The sequence below is a fragment of the Rhizobium sp. L43 genome, assembly GCF_002531725.1.
GTDB lineage: Bacteria > Pseudomonadota > Alphaproteobacteria > Rhizobiales > Rhizobiaceae > Rhizobium.
In genome coordinates this window covers 47909-63073 of sequence record NZ_NWSQ01000014.1, presented here as the reverse complement: position 1 = coordinate 63073, position 15165 = coordinate 47909, and the positions used below count along the sequence as shown (strand labels likewise).

The window sequence follows — 15165 nt, the reverse complement described above, 5'->3', positions numbered from 1 at the left end:
TGATGTGGTTAATAAACCACTTATACGAGCATGGAAATTCAAGGAATTTTCCTAAGGGTTGTTTGAAACCGTCCTGTTATATCAGGTGCCACAGCTTGGCATGGGCCGCTTCCGGGTTCGGGATCGCCGATGCGGGAAGTGTGGGCTTGTTTTCCGGGATGTCGGGCGGATGAAGCATCCTCGGCAGGAGGTTGGAATGAATCTGATTGCAAACTTCGCGGTGCTCGCATCGCGGCGGACGATCTTCGATCTGCCGGTCTGCGACCTCGGCTGGGACGACGCTCTCGTTTTCATCAACGAGTTGGCCTCCATTCCCGTCGGCCAGACCGTGGTTTGCTTCGTCAATGCCCACAACATGCTGACCGCGCTTCGCGACGACGAATATTACCGGATCATGTCGCACAATCTGGTGCTGCCTGACGGTATCGGCCTCAACATCGCATCGCAGATCGCCCATGGTGGGCCGTTTCCCGCCAATCTGAACGGCACCGATTTCGTGCCGGCCTTCCTCACCTTCATGGAGGCCCCGCGTCGCATCGGCCTCATCGGCGGCACGCGTTCGGTCGTCGAGGCGGCGGCGGATAATTTCCGCAGGCATACGCCCTGGCATGAATTCATCGTCATTTCCGACGGCTATTTCGACAAGGTCGATTCCTCCGCCGTCACCGAGGAACTCGAGCGCCAGAAGGTGGATATCCTGATCGTCGGCATGGGAACGCCGCTGCAGGAGAAATGGGTCCACGACAATATCCGTGCCGATCATGCGCGCCTGGTGCTGACGGTCGGGGCTCTCTTCGACTTCGTCTCCGGCGCCGTGCCGCGTGCGCCGAAGACGGTGCGGATGATGCGCCTGGAATGGGCTTATCGCCTGCTGCAGGAGCCGACGCGCCTCTGGCGCCGTTACGTCATCGGCATTCCGGTCTTCCTCTTCCATGTCCTGCGCTACCGCTTCCGCCGGCGCGAAAGGATCCTCAGCCATCCGGAAGAGCAGGCTACCGCGCTGCAGCCGCGGGTGGATCACAAGAAGGCGAGCTGAGCCGACAGCGCCGCGCGTCTTTTCAGACGCGCAAAGAACGCTGCCGCCCTTGGAATGGCAAATGACCGATCCTTGAATCGATGCCGATTCAAGGATCGATCCATAGTTCTTACACGCTGCGGTTAACCATTTCTTTGCCATGAATATTTAGACTGGTTTAATCATCTGCCTCCGTGCGGATGAGCGAATTCGGCCATCCTGTGCATGAGATGTGGCGCAAATGTACGATATCAGGGCCAGAAGCAGTTTCCATGATCGCGCAGCCGCAGGGCCGCGTGACGACCGCTATGGATCGCCCCGGCCGACCCGGCCTGATATCGCCCCGCCCGAGGCCGAACTGCTGCGTGTCATCGGCCGCGCGCTGGAAGAGCAGCGCGCAAAAGCCGCGCCCACGGCCCCGCTGGTCGACCGCATCGAAACCATCCTCGGCAATCGCCTGCGGGCCGCCAATGATGTCGGCCATCCGCTTTCTCACGACCGGGCGTGGTATGAAGAACTCGCTCCGGCCGGCGAGCCGATGATCTCGGGCGAATCGCTGGCGGTCATTCGTGAGGAACCGGCCGAGCCCCTGCCGGCGGCGCCACCGCGGCGCATCGGCGGCATGGGTCTTCTGATGATGGTCGCCGCGGCGACGATCGTCGGCGCCGGCCTGCCGGCATTGATGCCGGCGTCGCCAGCCCTCTACCGCGCCGAAGCGACGCTTGCGGTGAAGACCGATGCCGCAAGCCGCGCCGCCTTCACCCAGGCAGCAGTGAAAGGGCTGATGTCGGCGCGGGTGGTTGCTTCGACGGTCGCCGCCCTGAAACTCGATCACGATCCCGAATTTGCCGGCCGCAGTGCCGATGCGCTTGGCGTTGCGCTCGATCTCCTCTCGGCGACCGGTGCTGCTGCCGATCCGGCCTCGCGCGCCGAGGCGACGTTGAAACATGCGGTCGAGATCTTGCCCGATGCCGCCGCCGGCATGATCCTCGTCAGGGTGACGACGGGCGACAGCGGTAAATCCCTGCGCATCGCCGCGCGGCTTGCCGAGGCGGTCTCCTCGGCAGATGGAGCCGGCGGCAACGCCGAAACCGACGCCGCCTTGCGCAAGGCCTATGACGAGGCGAAGGCGGAGCTTGCCGCCTTCACGGCAAAGAGCGGTGAGGGCAATGTCAAGGTGGCGGTCGATCTTCGCCGCCAGATCGACCGGCTCGATGCCGATCTGAAAGAGGCCGACCGGACTATCCTCGACGCCAAGGCGCAGGCCGACCGGCTGAAGGCGGCAAAACTTGCCGGGGTGCTCGACGGTTCGTTGCCCGCCGATATGCTTTCGCCGGCGCTGCAGAACTGGCGCGACAAATATGCCGTCGCCAAGACAGCGCTGGCGCAGCTTTCGGCCGAGCTCGGCCCGCGCCATCCGCGCCTCTTGCAGCAGCAGGCCGAAACCGATGGCCTGAAGGAGAATATGAGCAAGGAACTGACCCGTCTTGCTCAGGCCGCCAATGTCGCCGCCAAGGCCGCCGTCGATGCGCGCAAGGGCCTGAACGACCGCCGCAACACGCTGATCGCTCAAAGCTGGGATACCGGCGTCGACCTTTCCCGGCTGACCGAACTCGGCGAGAAGGCCGATGCTGCGCGTTCGCGCCTGGAAGATGCGGCTTCCGCGTCGGCCGGAACGGTCGCCGACGGCCATGTCACGCTCATCAAGCCGGCGTTGGCAACGGCGGTTTCGGCGGGGGATGGCCGGACCGGACGTTCGCTCGCCGGCGCTGCTGCTGGTCTCGCCGCAGGTCTTGCTGCGGCTTTCCTGCTGCGCCTGCGTAAACCCATGGCCGCACCCGAAGAGGAGATGCGGGTTTCGCCACCGCTGTCTTCCGCGCCGCCGGCATCGCAACCGGCCCCGCCCCCGGTCGACGAGATGGAGGTGCTGCGCTCCGAAATCTCCGGCCTGCGCGACCGGCTTCGAGTTCATGCGCTCGAAGCGCGGCCGCCGCTGCGCTGAACGAGCATTTCCTTGCATTTTTGATATTGCCTTGCTGCTTTCCGACAGGATAGGGCGTTAGCGGGCATTTGACGCTCGCCGGCTATCCATAGATTGAGGCGAAACAGGGCGGAGAGACGCGTGACGACAGTAATCGACGGCAAGAACGTAGCTGCATCGGTCATTCAGACGGTCAAGAGTGCGACGGCAGCGCTGGAAAAGAGCAGCGGCGTCACGACGGGCCTGGCGGTCGTCATCGTCGGCGACGATCCGGCCAGCCACGCCTATGTCGGCTCCAAGGGCCGCATGGCCAAGGAATGCGGTTTCAAGTCGGTCCAGCACACGCTGCCGGCCGAGACCAGGCAGGAGGATCTGGCCGCCCTCGTCGCCACCCTCAATGCCGATCCGTCGATCCACGGCATCCTGGTGCAGTTGCCGCTGCCGAAGCCGCTCGACAGCGAGCCGATCATCCAGTCGATCCTGCCGGAAAAGGATGTCGACGGCCTCAGCGTCGTCAATGCCGGCAAGCTCGCCACCGGCGACCTGAAGACCGGTCTGGTCTCCTGCACGCCGGCCGGCGCCATGGTCTTCGTCCGCCGCACCCATGGCGAGGATCTCTCCGGCCTCAATGCCGTCGTCATCGGTCGCTCCAACCTGTTCGGCAAGCCGATGGCGCAATTGCTGCTGAACGCCAATGCGACGGTGACGATCGCGCATTCCAGAACGAAGAACCTCGCCGAAGTCTGCCGCAACGCCGATATTCTGGTCGCCGCCGTCGGTCGGCCGGAGATGGTCCGGGCCGATTGGGTCAAGCCGGGCGCGACGGTCATCGATGTCGGCATCAATCGCGTGCCGGCTCCCGACAAGGGCGAAGGCAAGACCCGGCTCGTCGGCGATGTTGCCTTCCGGGAAGTCGTCGAGGTCGCCAGCACCATTACCCCGGTGCCCGGCGGCGTCGGCCCGATGACCATCGCCATGCTGATGGCCAACACTGTTATCGCCGCCCATCGCGCGGCAGGGCAGACCCCGCCGCAGTTTTAACTGCTTAAGCCTGTGGAGCAGGGCCGGTCGAGGCCCTGACGATCAGCTCGGTCTTCCACAGCTCCTGGTCGGGGAAGGGGCCGGCCTGCTTCACAGTGCCGATCAGCCGCTGGGCGATGCGCACACCGGCGGCCCGCAGCGAGGAGCGTGTCGTCGTCAGCGGCACCGAGAAATTTTCCGGCTTCAACAGCGGCAGCACGTCGTCATGGGCGATCAGCGAAATATCCTCGCCGAGCCGCAATCCCGCCTGGTTGACCGCGCGGATTGCGCCGAGCGCCAGCACCGTGCTGGAGCAGAGGATCGCCGTCGGCCGCTCCGGCAGCTGCAGGAAGTGTTCCATCGCCAGCAGGCCTTGCTCGTCCGTCATCAGCGCGTGGCTGATGCAACCCTCATCGAGCGCCAGCCCGCGCTCGGCCAGCGCCGAGATGACGCCGTTCCTCCGGCGGATGGCGAAATCGAGATGCATTGGCCCGTTCATCAGCGCAAAGCGCGTATGGCCGAGTTGCAGCAACAGCCGCGTCGCATCGTAGAAGGCGCCTTCATTGTCGATGTCGAGATAGGGATAATCCGGCTCCGCCCCGAAGGAGCGGCCATGCACGACATAGGGCATGGAGAGCGATTTCAGCATGGGAAGGCGCGGATCGTGGCCACGCATATAGGCGACGAACAGGGCGTCGACATTGCCGCTGATCGCCAGGCGCCGGAGTGCGGCCACCTCGTCATCCGGGTCGGCCGGCATGATGACGAAATGGAAGTCGTGGCGCACGGCCTCTTCGCCGAGCCCGGCCAGGAATTCGCCGAAATGCACGTCGGACTGGTGGCCGGGCGCCGTCGGCATGACGAGGCCGATCGAGCCTGCCTTGCCGGTCGCCAGCCGCTGCGCCGCCTTGTTCGGCCGGTACCCGGTTTCCTTGACAGCCTGAAGCACGCGCTCCCGGGTCGCCTCGTTGACCTCGGGATAGCCGTTGAGCGCTCGGCTCACCGTCGTCTGCGACAGCCCCAGCAATTCCGATAGCTGTTTGAGATTCACCTGCTATGCTTCCTCCCGGCCCGCTCTGCAGCCGTCTTGAAAAGGCCCGCCGCCTCCCAGTGGCATCCAAAGCGCTTTCAATTATGTAGCATTTGGCGCGCTTGACTCAAGAAAAATCGCTCCATATTTCCCGATAGGCGTTGCTGCGCCGCGATAACAGCCGTGTTCACAGCCGGTTTTCGCGAAATGACTTGACTTCATTCCACCGAAAGTGAAATGAGTTGAGTGTCAAAGCGCTTTGAAATTTCTTTTTAAGGGAATTCGGCGCGGTTGGGATTGTGATGGGAGGATGATCACATGAAAAAGTCATTTTTGATGGGCGTTGCCGCGGCAGCGCTTTTTGCCGGCGCTGCGTCCGCGGCCGATTTGAAATTTCCCCCGGGACAGGATGCCAAGTTCAACTGGAAGAGCTATGACGAATTCAAGGCTGCGCATGCCGATCTGAAGGGCCAGCCGCTGACGATCTTCGGGCCGTGGCGCGGCGAGGACGAGGCGTTCTTCCAGAGCGTTCTTGCCTATTTCACCGAAGCCACCGGCATCGATGTCAAATATTCCTCTTCCGAAAACTACGAACAGCAGATCGTCATCGATACCCAGGCAGGCTCGCCGCCGAACATTGCCGTTCTGCCGCAGCCGGGCCTGCTCGCCGATCTCGCCAGCAAGGGCTTCCTGACGCCGCTCGGCGATGACAACTCCAAGTGGATCAAGAACAATTACGGCGCCGGCGACAGCTGGGTCGGATACGGCACCTACAAGGGCAAGGACGGCAAGGACGCCTTCTATGCCTTCCCTTACAAGGCCGACGTGAAATCGCTGGTCTGGTATGTTCCGGAGAACTTCGAGGAAGCCGGCTACAAGATCCCGACGACCATGGAAGAACTGCACGCCCTGACCGACCAGATCGTCAAGGATGGCGGCGTTCCCTGGTGCATCGGTCTCGGTTCCGGCGGCGCCACCGGCTGGCCGGCGACCGACTGGGTCGAGGACCTCATGCTGCGCATGCAGCCGCCGGAAGCCTATGACAAATGGACGACCAACGAGCTGAAATTCACTGATCCGGCCGTCGTCGCCGCGATCGACGAATTCGGCAAGTTCGCCAAGAACGAGAAATACGTCAATGGCGGCGTCGCGGCCGTGGCCTCGACCGATTTCCGCGATAGCCCGAAGGGCCTCTTCTCCGTTCCGCCGAAGTGCTACATGCACCACCAGGCCTCGTTCATCCCGAGCTTCTTCCCCGAGGGCACGAAACTCGGCCAGGATGCCGACTTCTTCTACATGCCGACCTATGCTTCGCATCCCGAACTCGGCAAGCCGGTGCTCGGCGCCGGCACGCTCGTCTCGATCGCCAAGGACTCGAAGACGGCCCGCGCCTTCATCGACTTCCTGAAGACCCCGATCGCCCATGAGGTCTGGATGGCGCAGTCGAGCTTCCTGACCCCGTATAAGGGCGTCAGCACCGAGGCCTATGCCAACCCGCAGATGAAGAAGGAAGGCGAGATCCTGACCTCGGCCACCACCTTCCGCTTCGACGGTTCCGACCTGATGCCGGGCAAAATCGGCGCCGGCGCCTTCTGGACCGGGATGGTCGATTTCGTCGGCGGCAAGTCGGCCGAAGAGGCTGCCGGCGAAATCCAGAGCGCCTGGGACGGCATCAAGTAATCGTCAAAATGATGCCGCCGGCGTGCCGGCGGCATGGCTTGCATGACTGGCCGGGCTCGCCAAGAGTCCGGCCATCGCAGGCTGTATTGTGTTGGGGCAATGCGAATAGATTGACGATGACCGGCGCTGACCCGTCAGCATAAAAACCGGTCGGGATAAGATCAGGGGAAGCAGGGGAGGGACGAAATGCTGTTGCAGATTGTGTCCGCTTTGGGCGTCGTGGTCGGGGCCGTTATCGCGTGCTCGGCCTATTTCTATTTTTCGAACAAGATCCTGGATCTGGCTCTGCCGGTGAAGGATGGCGACATCCGCGCCGCATCGCGCAATCTCAACCGCCGCGCGCTGATCCGGCCGTGGTTGTTCATCGGCCCGGCGCTCTTCCTGCTCATCGTCTATCTCGTCTATCCCGTCGTTGCGACCTTCATCCTGTCCTTCTACGACCGGTCGGGCAATCAGTTCGTCGGCGCGACGAACTACCTGTGGGCCTTGAACGACCGCGAATTCCGTCAGTCGATCTTCAACAACATTCTCTGGCTCGCCGTCGTGCCGGCCGCCTGCACCTTCTTCGGCCTCGTCATCGCTGTGATGACCGATCGCATCTGGTGGGGCAATATCGCCAAGAGCATCGTCTTCATGCCGATGGCGATCTCCTTCGTCGGCGCCTCGGTCATCTGGAAGTTCATCTATGAATATCGCGGCGGCAACGACGTCCAGATCGGCCTGCTGAACGCCATCGTCCAGACCTTCGGCGGCACGCCAGAAGTGTGGATCTCCGTTCCCTTCTGGAACAACTTCTTCCTGATGGTCATCCTGATCTGGATCCAGACCGGTTTTGCCATGGTCATCCTGTCGGCCGCGCTTCGCGGCATTCCCGAGGAGACGATCGAGGCCGCCGTCATCGACGGCGCCAATGGCTGGCAGATCTTCTGGCGCATCATGGTGCCGCAGGTCTGGGGCTCGATCGCCGTCGTCTGGACGACGATCACCATCCTCGTCCTCAAGGTCTTCGACATCGTGCTGACCATGACCAACGGCCAGTGGCAGACGATGGTGCTGGCCAACCTGATGTTCGACTGGATGTTCCGCGGCGGCGGCGATTCCGGCCGAAGCGCCGTCATCGCCATCATCATCATGCTCGCCGTCACGCCGATCATGGTCTGGAACGTGCGCCGCGCCAACCGCGAACTGAAGGGCCACTGAGATGACCGCTGCCGGAAGTTACTTCAAGATCGGCCCCGCCCGCCTCTTCGTTCACGCCGCCGTTCTGCTGATCGTCATCATCTGGCTGATCCCGACGCTCGGCATCTTCGTCAGCGCCCTGCGCGACAAGGACCAGATCGTCGTCTCCGGCTGGTGGACGGCCTTCGTCGGTTCGACGCAGACCGTCGCCGTCCGCTTGGGCACGCCGGACCAGCAGCAGCAGGAAGGTGCAGCCTATGTTATTGCTGGCAACGTGCTGGAAGGCCAGACCGGCCGCTCGGTGAAGGCCTTCGGCAACCGCGTGCAGCAGCCCGCCGCCTATAAGGCCGGCGAGACCGCCGATCTCGGCGACGGCGAAACCCTGCAGATCAACAGCGACGGCAGCTACCGCTATGTCAAGAACGCCGCCTTTTCGCCCGACGAACGCCCACGGCGCATCTATGCCTCCGTCTCGGCGCCGCCGGAATTCACTATGCAGAACTATAAGACCGTTCTCACAGGCGAGGGCATCGGCCAGTCCTTCATCAACTCGCTGACCGTGACGATCCCGGCGACGATCATCCCGATCCTGATCGCCGCTTTCGCCGCCTATGCGCTCAGCTGGATGGAGTTTCCCGGCCGGGCCCTTTTGATTGCGCTGGTCGTCGGCTTGATCGTCGTGCCGCTGCAGATGTCGCTGATCCCGCTGCTGCGCCTCTATAACGAGATCGGCAACCTGCTCGGCGAACCGTCGAAGACCTATCCCGGCATCTGGCTGGCCCACACTGCCTTCGGCATGCCGCTCGCCATCTATCTCCTGCGGGCCTATATCGCCGGCCTGCCGAAAGAGATCATCGAATCCGCCCGCGTCGACGGCGCCAGCGACTTCGAGATCTTTACCCGCATCGTTTTGCCTCTGTCCTTCCCGGCACTCGCCTCCTTCGCCATCTTCCAGTTCCTGTGGGTGTGGAACGACCTGCTCGTCGCTATGGTCTTCCTCGGCACCGACAAGGACCACCTCGTGCTGACCGGCAGCCTGAACGCGCTGCTCGGCTCGCGCGGCGGCAATTGGGAGATTTTGACGGCGTCGGCCTTCGTCACCATCATCGTGCCGCTGCTCGTCTTCTTCGGGCTGCAGCGTTATCTGGTGCGCGGCCTGCTGGCCGGTTCGGTCAAGGGAGGCTGACCATTCGCAAACGTGACTTCAAACAGGATATTCCATGAACGTGGCTTCCCAATCGATCTCGACCCCCGACAAGGACTGGTGGCGCGGCGCGGTGATCTATCAGATCTACCCGCGCTCCTACCAGGATTCGAACGGTGACGGCATCGGCGACCTGAAGGGCATCACCGCCCGCCTGCCGCATGTGGCAAGCCTCGGCGTCGATGCGATCTGGATCTCGCCCTTCTTCACCTCGCCGATGCGCGATTTCGGTTATGACGTTTCCGACTACGAGAATGTCGATTCGATCTTCGGCACGCTGGTGGATTTCGACACGATGATCGCTGAGGCCCATCGCCTCGGCATCCGCGTGATGATCGACCTCGTCATCTCTCACTCGTCGGATCAGCATCCCTGGTTCGTGCAGAGCCGCTCCAGCAAGACCAACGCCAAGGCCGACTGGTATGTCTGGGCCGACGCCAAGCCGGACGGTACGCCGCCGAACAATTGGCTGTCGATTTTCGGCGGCTCGGCATGGGCGTGGGATCCGACGCGCATGCAATATTACCTGCACAATTTCCTGACCTCGCAGCCGGATATGAACCTGCATAATCCGGAAGTGCAGGATCGTCTGCTCGATGTCGTGCGTTTCTGGCTGAACCGCGGCGTCGACGGCTTCCGCCTCGACACCATCAATTTCTATTTCCACGATCCGTTGCTGCGCGACAATCCCGCCCTTGCTCCCGAGCGGCGCAACGCCTCGACGGCGCCGGCGGTCAATCCCTATAATTTCCAGGAGCATGTCTACGACAAGAACCGGCCGGAGAACCTTGCCTTCCTGAAGCGCTTCCGCGCCGTTCTCGAGGAATTCCCGGCGATTGCCGCCGTCGGCGAAGTCGGCGACAGCCAGCGTGGTCTCGAAATCGTCGGCGAGTACACCTCCGGCAACGACAAGATGCATATGTGTTATGCCTTCGAGTTCCTGGCGCCCGATCCGCTGACGCCGGAGCGCGTCGAGGAGGTGATGGAGGATTTCGAAGCCGCCGCACCCGACGGCTGGGCCTGCTGGGCCTTCTCCAATCACGACGTCATGCGCCATGTCAGCCGCTGGGGCGGGCTGGTCGCCGATCACGACGCCTTCGCCAAGCTCTATGCCTCGCTGCTGATGACGCTGCGCGGCTCCGTCTGCCTTTATCAGGGCGAGGAACTGGCGCTGACCGAGGCCGATCTCGCCTATCAGGATCTGCAGGATCCCTATGGCATCCAGTTCTGGCCGGAATTCAAGGGCCGCGACGGCTGCCGCACCCCGATGGTCTGGGACAGCCAGGTCGCCCAGGGCGGTTTCTCGACAGTCAAGCCCTGGCTGCCGGTGCCGGTCGAGCATATCCTGCGCGCCGTCAGCGTCCAGCAGGGCGACGAGGCTTCGGTGCTGGAGCACTATCGCCGCTTCATCGCCTTCCGCAAGCTGCACCCGGCTTTTGCCAAGGGCGAGATCGAATTCGAGGAGACTGAGGGCGATACGCTGGTCTTCACCCGCGAATACGGCAATGAGAAGCTGCTCTGCATCTTCAACATGAGCCCGGCCGAAACAGGCGTCACCCTGCCTGCGGGAGAATGGCAGGCGTTGACGGGGCATGGCTTTATCAGCAACAACTATGGCGACAAGATCGATATTCCGGCCTGGGGGGCGTATTTCGCCCGTCTCGCTTAAGGATCAGCAGGGGAGAGAGACATGACTGGACTGACGCTGAAGGATATCCGCAAATCCTACGGTTCCGTGGACGTTCTCCACGGGATCGACCTCGATATCAAGCAAGGCGAATTCATCGTCTTCGTCGGCCCGTCCGGCTGCGGCAAGTCCACGCTTCTGCGCATGATCGCCGGTCTCGAGGCGATCACCGGCGGCGAGATGTATATTGACGGCCATCTCGTCAATGACGTGCCGCCCTCCAAGCGCGGCATCGCCATGGTCTTCCAGTCCTATGCGCTCTATCCGCACATGACGGTCTTCGACAACATGGCCTTCGGCATGAAGATCGCCGGCGAAAGCAAGCAGGAGATCGACCGCCGGGTGCGGGCGGCGGCCGAGAGCCTGCAGCTGACCAAATATCTCGACCGCCTGCCGAAGGCGCTGTCCGGCGGCCAGCGTCAGCGCGTGGCGATCGGCCGCGCCATCTGCCGCGATCCGAAGGTCTTCCTGTTCGACGAGCCGCTGTCCAACCTCGATGCGGCGCTGCGCGTCGCCACCCGCATCGAGATCGCCCGCCTGAACGAACAGATGGCCGATACGACGATGATCTACGTGACCCACGACCAGGTCGAGGCGATGACGCTCGCCGACCGCATCGTCGTTCTCTCCGCCGGCAATATCGAGCAGGTCGGCGCGCCGCTGGAGCTCTATGAGCGCCCGGCCAACCTCTTCGTTGCGAAATTCATCGGCTCGCCGGCCATGAATATCATCCCGGCGACGGTCGCCGGCACCGGAGGCCAGACGACGGTGACGCTGACCGGCGGCATGTCGGTGACGCTCGATGTGGCGACCGACGCGGCCGAAACCGGCAAGCAGGCAAGCTTCGGCGTTCGCCCGGAGGATCTGCGGATCGCCGACGGCGCCAACTACCTCTTCGAGGGCGAGGTGTCGATCGTCGAAGCGCTCGGCGAAGTGACGCTGCTCTATATCGAGGGCCTGGTGCCGGGCGAGCCGATCGTCGTCAAGCTGCCCGGAATCTACGATGTGAAGAAGGGCCAGAGGATGCGGTTTGCCGCCGACAGGCAGAAGTTGCATCTCTTTGACGCAACCGGTCATACCTACCGGAAATAAGGCGGCCATTTTTGGGGTGGTCATCCCAAGAATTGTCCGCGGCGGGCCGGATTCTCACTTTCTGTTAAAGATCGGCTGCTACCTTTTCCCAGTCAATTTATGAGGGGGATAAGCACGTGGCCGCTTCCAATCCGTCACAGCCAAAATCTCATTTCCTGAGCAAGGAAGAATCCTTCATGTATGACCGCGAGGCGCGGTTCAAGATGGAGGACACGATGAATGCCGCGCGCATCGAATATACGGAAAAGGGCGTCATGCACGCGGCTTCGCGCCGCTGCGACATTGTCCGGATTTCGATGAGCAGCGCGACACTGGCGATCCTGACCCAGTTCAACCTGCCGAAGCAGTTCTATCTGGATATTCCGGATGCCCGCATCACCAAGGTCGGCTGCCTGCTGATGAAGGTCAACGCCAACAACACGATCGAAGTCCGCTTCCTGCGCCTGCTGACGCAGAAGGAGCTGAACAAGATCTTCGTCTACAGCACCCACCCGGCGCATCGCGACTACGTGCTCGATATCCGCGCCTGACGGATCGCACGGGACTGATACGGAAAACCCGCGGGGTGCTGCGCGCGCTCCGCGGGTTTTTGTTTGCCGGGAATTGCGTAAAAACAAAAGGATAGAGCGGTTCTGCACTTCCGTTAAAAGCTGAACCGCTCTGGAGCGTCTATGCTCAGTGGAAGAGCACGCTGGCCCCCTGATCCGAAGCGCCGACGGCGCGGCGGAACGGCGCGAAGAGCTCGCGGCCCATGCCGAATTCATTGTCGGAGAGATCGACGGTCACTGGTTCGCGCTCGGCCAAGTCGGCAGCATCGACGAGCAGCTCGAGCGTGCCCTTGATCGCATCGAGGCGAATGATGTCGCCGTCGCGGATGCGGGCGATCGGGCCGCCGTCGACCGCTTCCGGGGTGACGTGGATCGCGGCCGGCACCTTGCCGGATGCGCCGGACATGCGCCCATCGGTCAGCAGCGCCACGCGAAAACCGCGGTCCTGCAGCACGCCGAGCGGCGGGGTCAGCTTGTGCAGCTCCGGCATGCCGTTCGCCTTCGGGCCCTGGAAGCGCACGACGGCGATGAAATCGCGGTTGAGCTTGCCTTCCTTGAAAGCGTCCTGCAGTTCCTGCTGGCTGTGGAAGATGATTGCCGGCGCCTCGATGATGTGACGCTCCGGCTTGACGGCCGAGATCTTGATAACAGCCTTGCCGAGATTGCCGCGCAGCATCTTCAGCCCGCCATTCGCCTGGAACGGCGTTTCGATGCTGGAGAGCACCTTCGGATCGTGGCTCTTGTCAGGCGACGGCTCGCGCAGGACGCCGCCCTTTTCGCCGAGGCGGGCATCGACCGTATAGGCTTGGAGGCCCTGGCCGAAGACGGTGCGCACATCGTCATGCACCAGGCCGTGCTTCAGGAGCTCCTTGATCAGGAAGCCCATGCCGCCGGCCGCCTGGAAATGGTTCACGTCGGCAAGCCCGTTCGGATAGACGCGGGCGAGCAGCGGCACCACTTCCGAAAGCTCGGCAATGTCCTGCCAGGTAAGATGGATGCCGGCCGCCCGCGCCATGGCGACGAGGTGCAGCGTATGGTTGGTCGAGCCGCCGGTCGCATGCAGGCCGACGACGCCGTTGACAACGGAGCGCTCGTCGATCATCTCGCCCGCCGGGGTGAATTCGTTGCCGAGCGCGGTGATCGCCAGCGCCCGCTTGGCGGCTTCGCGCGTCAACGCTTCGCGCAGCGGTGTGCCGGGATTGATGAAGGAGGAGCCGGGCATATGGAAGCCCATGATCTCCATCAGCATCTGGTTGGAATTGGCGGTGCCGTAGAAGGTGCAGGTGCCGGGGCCGTGATAGGATTTCGATTCCGCCTCGAGCAGTTCGGCGCGGCCGACCTTGCCCTCGGCAAAGAGCTGGCGCACGCGCGACTTCTCGTCGTTCGGAAGACCTGTCGTCATCGGACCGGCCGGAACGAAGATCGACGGCAGGTGCCCGAAGGAGAGCGCCGCGATGACGAGGCCCGGCACGATCTTGTCGCAGACGCCGAGGAAGAGGGCGGCATCGAACATGTTGTGCGACAGGCCGACACCTGCCGACATGGCGATCAGATCGCGCGAGAACAGCGAAAGTTCCATGCCCGGCTGTCCCTGGGTAACGCCGTCGCACATGGCCGGCACGCCGCCTGCCACCTGCGCCACGCCACCTGCCTCGGCGGCCGCTTCGCGGATGATCGCCGGATAGGTCTCGAACGGCTGATGGGCCGAGAGCATGTCGTTATAGGCGGTGATGATGCCGAGATTGGCGATGCGGTCACCGGCGAGCGCATCCTTCTCGGCGGGGGAACAGACCGCGAAGCCGTGGGCAAGGTTGGCGCAGCCGAGTACCGAACGGGCCACACCCTTGGATGCGGCGGCGCGCAGGCGTTCCAGGTAGCGCTCGCGAGATGGCTTCGAGCGTTCGACAATGCGATCGGTGATCGCAGAAATACGTGCGTGAGCGGACATGGAAAATCCCTGCCTTGTTCGTTGTCTTATCTGTTTCGGCGGCTCTGGCCTGAATCTCGATCCGGATTGACGGCCGATCAGGGAGCCCAGTAGATCTCGACCGGGGAAGTGGCCCGGCGCAGAACGGCGCGGATCGGCATTTCTGCCTCGTCTCCGTTGCCTTCCGCCTTGGCGAGAACGTCTTTTTTGCCTTCGCCCTCAATATGGAGAACCAGGAGTGCGGCATCCTGAAGACTGGAGAAGGTGAAGGTCAGGCGCGGCTCGCCGGCCCCTTCCGCTTCCATGGTGATGATGCCGCGCGGCGTCGATGCATCGAGTGCCTTGGCAAGATTGCTGCCGCCGGGAAAGAACGAGGCCGTGTGGCCGTCGCCGCCCATGCCGAGGATGACGACGTCGAAGGGTGAACTGATCGCCTTGGTCTTCTCGGTCGCGAGCGAGGCTGCCTCTTCCACCGAAGCCACATCCTGATAGAGCGGCAAGAAGTGTGCCGCCTTTGCCTTGTTCTGCAGCAGATTGGCGTCGACCAGCAAATGGTTCGAGCGTGCATTGTCGGCCGGCACGAAGCGTTCGTCAATGAGGGTGATCGTCACCTTGTCCCAGGCGATGTCGCGCGTCGAAAGCGCCTGGAAGAAGGCCTTCGGCGTGGAGCCGCCGGAAACGGCGATGGACGCCGTTCCGCGGGCGGCGATCGCCGCCGAAAGCGTATCCGCGACCTTGTCGGCAAGGTTGCCGGCGAGATCTGCCGCGCTGGCGAAGGAATGCAGGGTCGATGCCATCGATT

Annotated in this window: 12 protein-coding genes; 9 read left to right on the top strand and 3 right to left on the bottom strand. The window is 62.9% G+C overall.

The genetic code is table 11. The features are described 5' to 3' along the window. Positions 1 to 196 precede the first annotated feature (196 nt). From CO667_RS19255 to folD, 3 genes are all read left to right on the top strand, one after another. Complete coding sequence (locus tag CO667_RS19255) at positions 197 to 1036, top strand: WecB/TagA/CpsF family glycosyltransferase (RefSeq protein WP_097619883.1); 840 nt, start codon at positions 197 to 199, stop codon at positions 1034 to 1036. A gap of 220 nt (positions 1037 to 1256) precedes the next feature. Continuing rightward, the gene (locus CO667_RS19250; protein ID WP_097619882.1) at positions 1257 to 3017 is read left to right on the top strand and encodes a succinoglycan biosynthesis protein exop; all 1761 of its coding nucleotides are present in this window, start codon (positions 1257 to 1259) and stop codon (positions 3015 to 3017) included. Positions 3018 to 3137: 120 nt separating this feature from the next. Next, positions 3138 to 4037: a bifunctional methylenetetrahydrofolate dehydrogenase/methenyltetrahydrofolate cyclohydrolase FolD gene (folD, locus tag CO667_RS19245; RefSeq protein WP_097619881.1), complete on the top strand. Its 900-nt coding sequence runs from the start codon at positions 3138 to 3140 to the stop codon at positions 4035 to 4037. A gap of 4 nt (positions 4038 to 4041) precedes the next feature. On the opposite strand, the gene CO667_RS19240 is transcribed toward folD, so the two are convergent. Then, positions 4042 to 5067, bottom strand: coding sequence for a substrate-binding domain-containing protein (locus CO667_RS19240; protein WP_097619880.1), 1026 nt, complete (start codon positions 5065 to 5067; stop codon positions 4042 to 4044). Between the two features lie 297 nt (positions 5068 to 5364). Between CO667_RS19240 and CO667_RS19235 the strand changes: the two genes are divergently transcribed. The 6 genes from CO667_RS19235 (at position 5365) to CO667_RS19210 (ending at position 12418) form a co-directional block, all read left to right on the top strand. Further along, positions 5365 to 6726, top strand: coding sequence for an ABC transporter substrate-binding protein (locus CO667_RS19235; RefSeq protein ID WP_097619879.1), 1362 nt, complete (start codon positions 5365 to 5367; stop codon positions 6724 to 6726). A 186-nt stretch (positions 6727 to 6912) separates the two neighbouring features. Continuing rightward, positions 6913 to 7926 (top strand): sugar ABC transporter permease, encoded by a 1014-nt coding sequence (locus CO667_RS19230; RefSeq protein WP_097619878.1) that lies wholly within the window; start codon positions 6913 to 6915, stop codon positions 7924 to 7926. A gap of 1 nt (position 7927) precedes the next feature. Then, a complete protein-coding gene (locus tag CO667_RS19225; RefSeq protein WP_097619877.1) occupies positions 7928 to 9091 on the top strand; it encodes a carbohydrate ABC transporter permease in 1164 nt (387 codons plus the stop codon). Between the two features lie 34 nt (positions 9092 to 9125). After that, positions 9126 to 10778, top strand: coding sequence for an alpha-glucosidase (locus CO667_RS19220; protein WP_097619876.1), 1653 nt, complete (start codon positions 9126 to 9128; stop codon positions 10776 to 10778). A gap of 21 nt (positions 10779 to 10799) precedes the next feature. Next, positions 10800 to 11888, top strand: coding sequence for a sn-glycerol-3-phosphate ABC transporter ATP-binding protein UgpC (gene ugpC, locus CO667_RS19215; RefSeq protein ID WP_097619875.1), 1089 nt, complete (start codon positions 10800 to 10802; stop codon positions 11886 to 11888). 176 nt (positions 11889 to 12064) lie between these two features. Beyond that, positions 12065 to 12418, top strand: coding sequence for a hypothetical protein (locus tag CO667_RS19210; protein ID WP_047613630.1), 354 nt, complete (start codon positions 12065 to 12067; stop codon positions 12416 to 12418). A 145-nt stretch (positions 12419 to 12563) separates the two neighbouring features. Here CO667_RS19210 and edd read toward each other — a convergent pair whose 3' ends face one another. Next, complete coding sequence (edd, locus tag CO667_RS19205) at positions 12564 to 14384, bottom strand: phosphogluconate dehydratase (protein ID WP_097619874.1); 1821 nt, start codon at positions 14382 to 14384, stop codon at positions 12564 to 12566. A gap of 77 nt (positions 14385 to 14461) precedes the next feature. Continuing rightward, on the bottom strand, positions 14462 to 15160 hold the full coding sequence (gene pgl / locus CO667_RS19200) for a 6-phosphogluconolactonase (RefSeq protein WP_097619873.1): 699 nt from the start codon (positions 15158 to 15160) through the stop codon (positions 14462 to 14464). Positions 15161 to 15165 lie beyond the last annotated feature (5 nt).

Coding starts and splice junctions, on each gene's coding strand:
- CO667_RS19255 (WP_097619883.1), top strand. CDS start 197: ATGAATCTGATTGCAAACTTCGCGGTGCTCGCATCGCGGCGGACGATC.
- CO667_RS19250 (WP_097619882.1), top strand. CDS start 1,257: ATGTACGATATCAGGGCCAGAAGCAGTTTCCATGATCGCGCAGCCGCA.
- CO667_RS19235 (WP_097619879.1), top strand. CDS start 5,365: ATGAAAAAGTCATTTTTGATGGGCGTTGCCGCGGCAGCGCTTTTTGCC.
- CO667_RS19230 (WP_097619878.1), top strand. CDS start 6,913: ATGCTGTTGCAGATTGTGTCCGCTTTGGGCGTCGTGGTCGGGGCCGTT.
- CO667_RS19225 (WP_097619877.1), top strand. CDS start 7,928: ATGACCGCTGCCGGAAGTTACTTCAAGATCGGCCCCGCCCGCCTCTTC.
- CO667_RS19220 (WP_097619876.1), top strand. CDS start 9,126: ATGAACGTGGCTTCCCAATCGATCTCGACCCCCGACAAGGACTGGTGG.
- ugpC (WP_097619875.1), top strand. CDS start 10,800: ATGACTGGACTGACGCTGAAGGATATCCGCAAATCCTACGGTTCCGTG.
- CO667_RS19210 (WP_047613630.1), top strand. CDS start 12,065: ATGTATGACCGCGAGGCGCGGTTCAAGATGGAGGACACGATGAATGCC.
- edd (WP_097619874.1), bottom strand. CDS start 14,384: ATGTCCGCTCACGCACGTATTTCTGCGATCACCGATCGCATTGTCGAA.
- pgl (WP_097619873.1), bottom strand. CDS start 15,160: ATGGCATCGACCCTGCATTCCTTCGCCAGCGCGGCAGATCTCGCCGGC.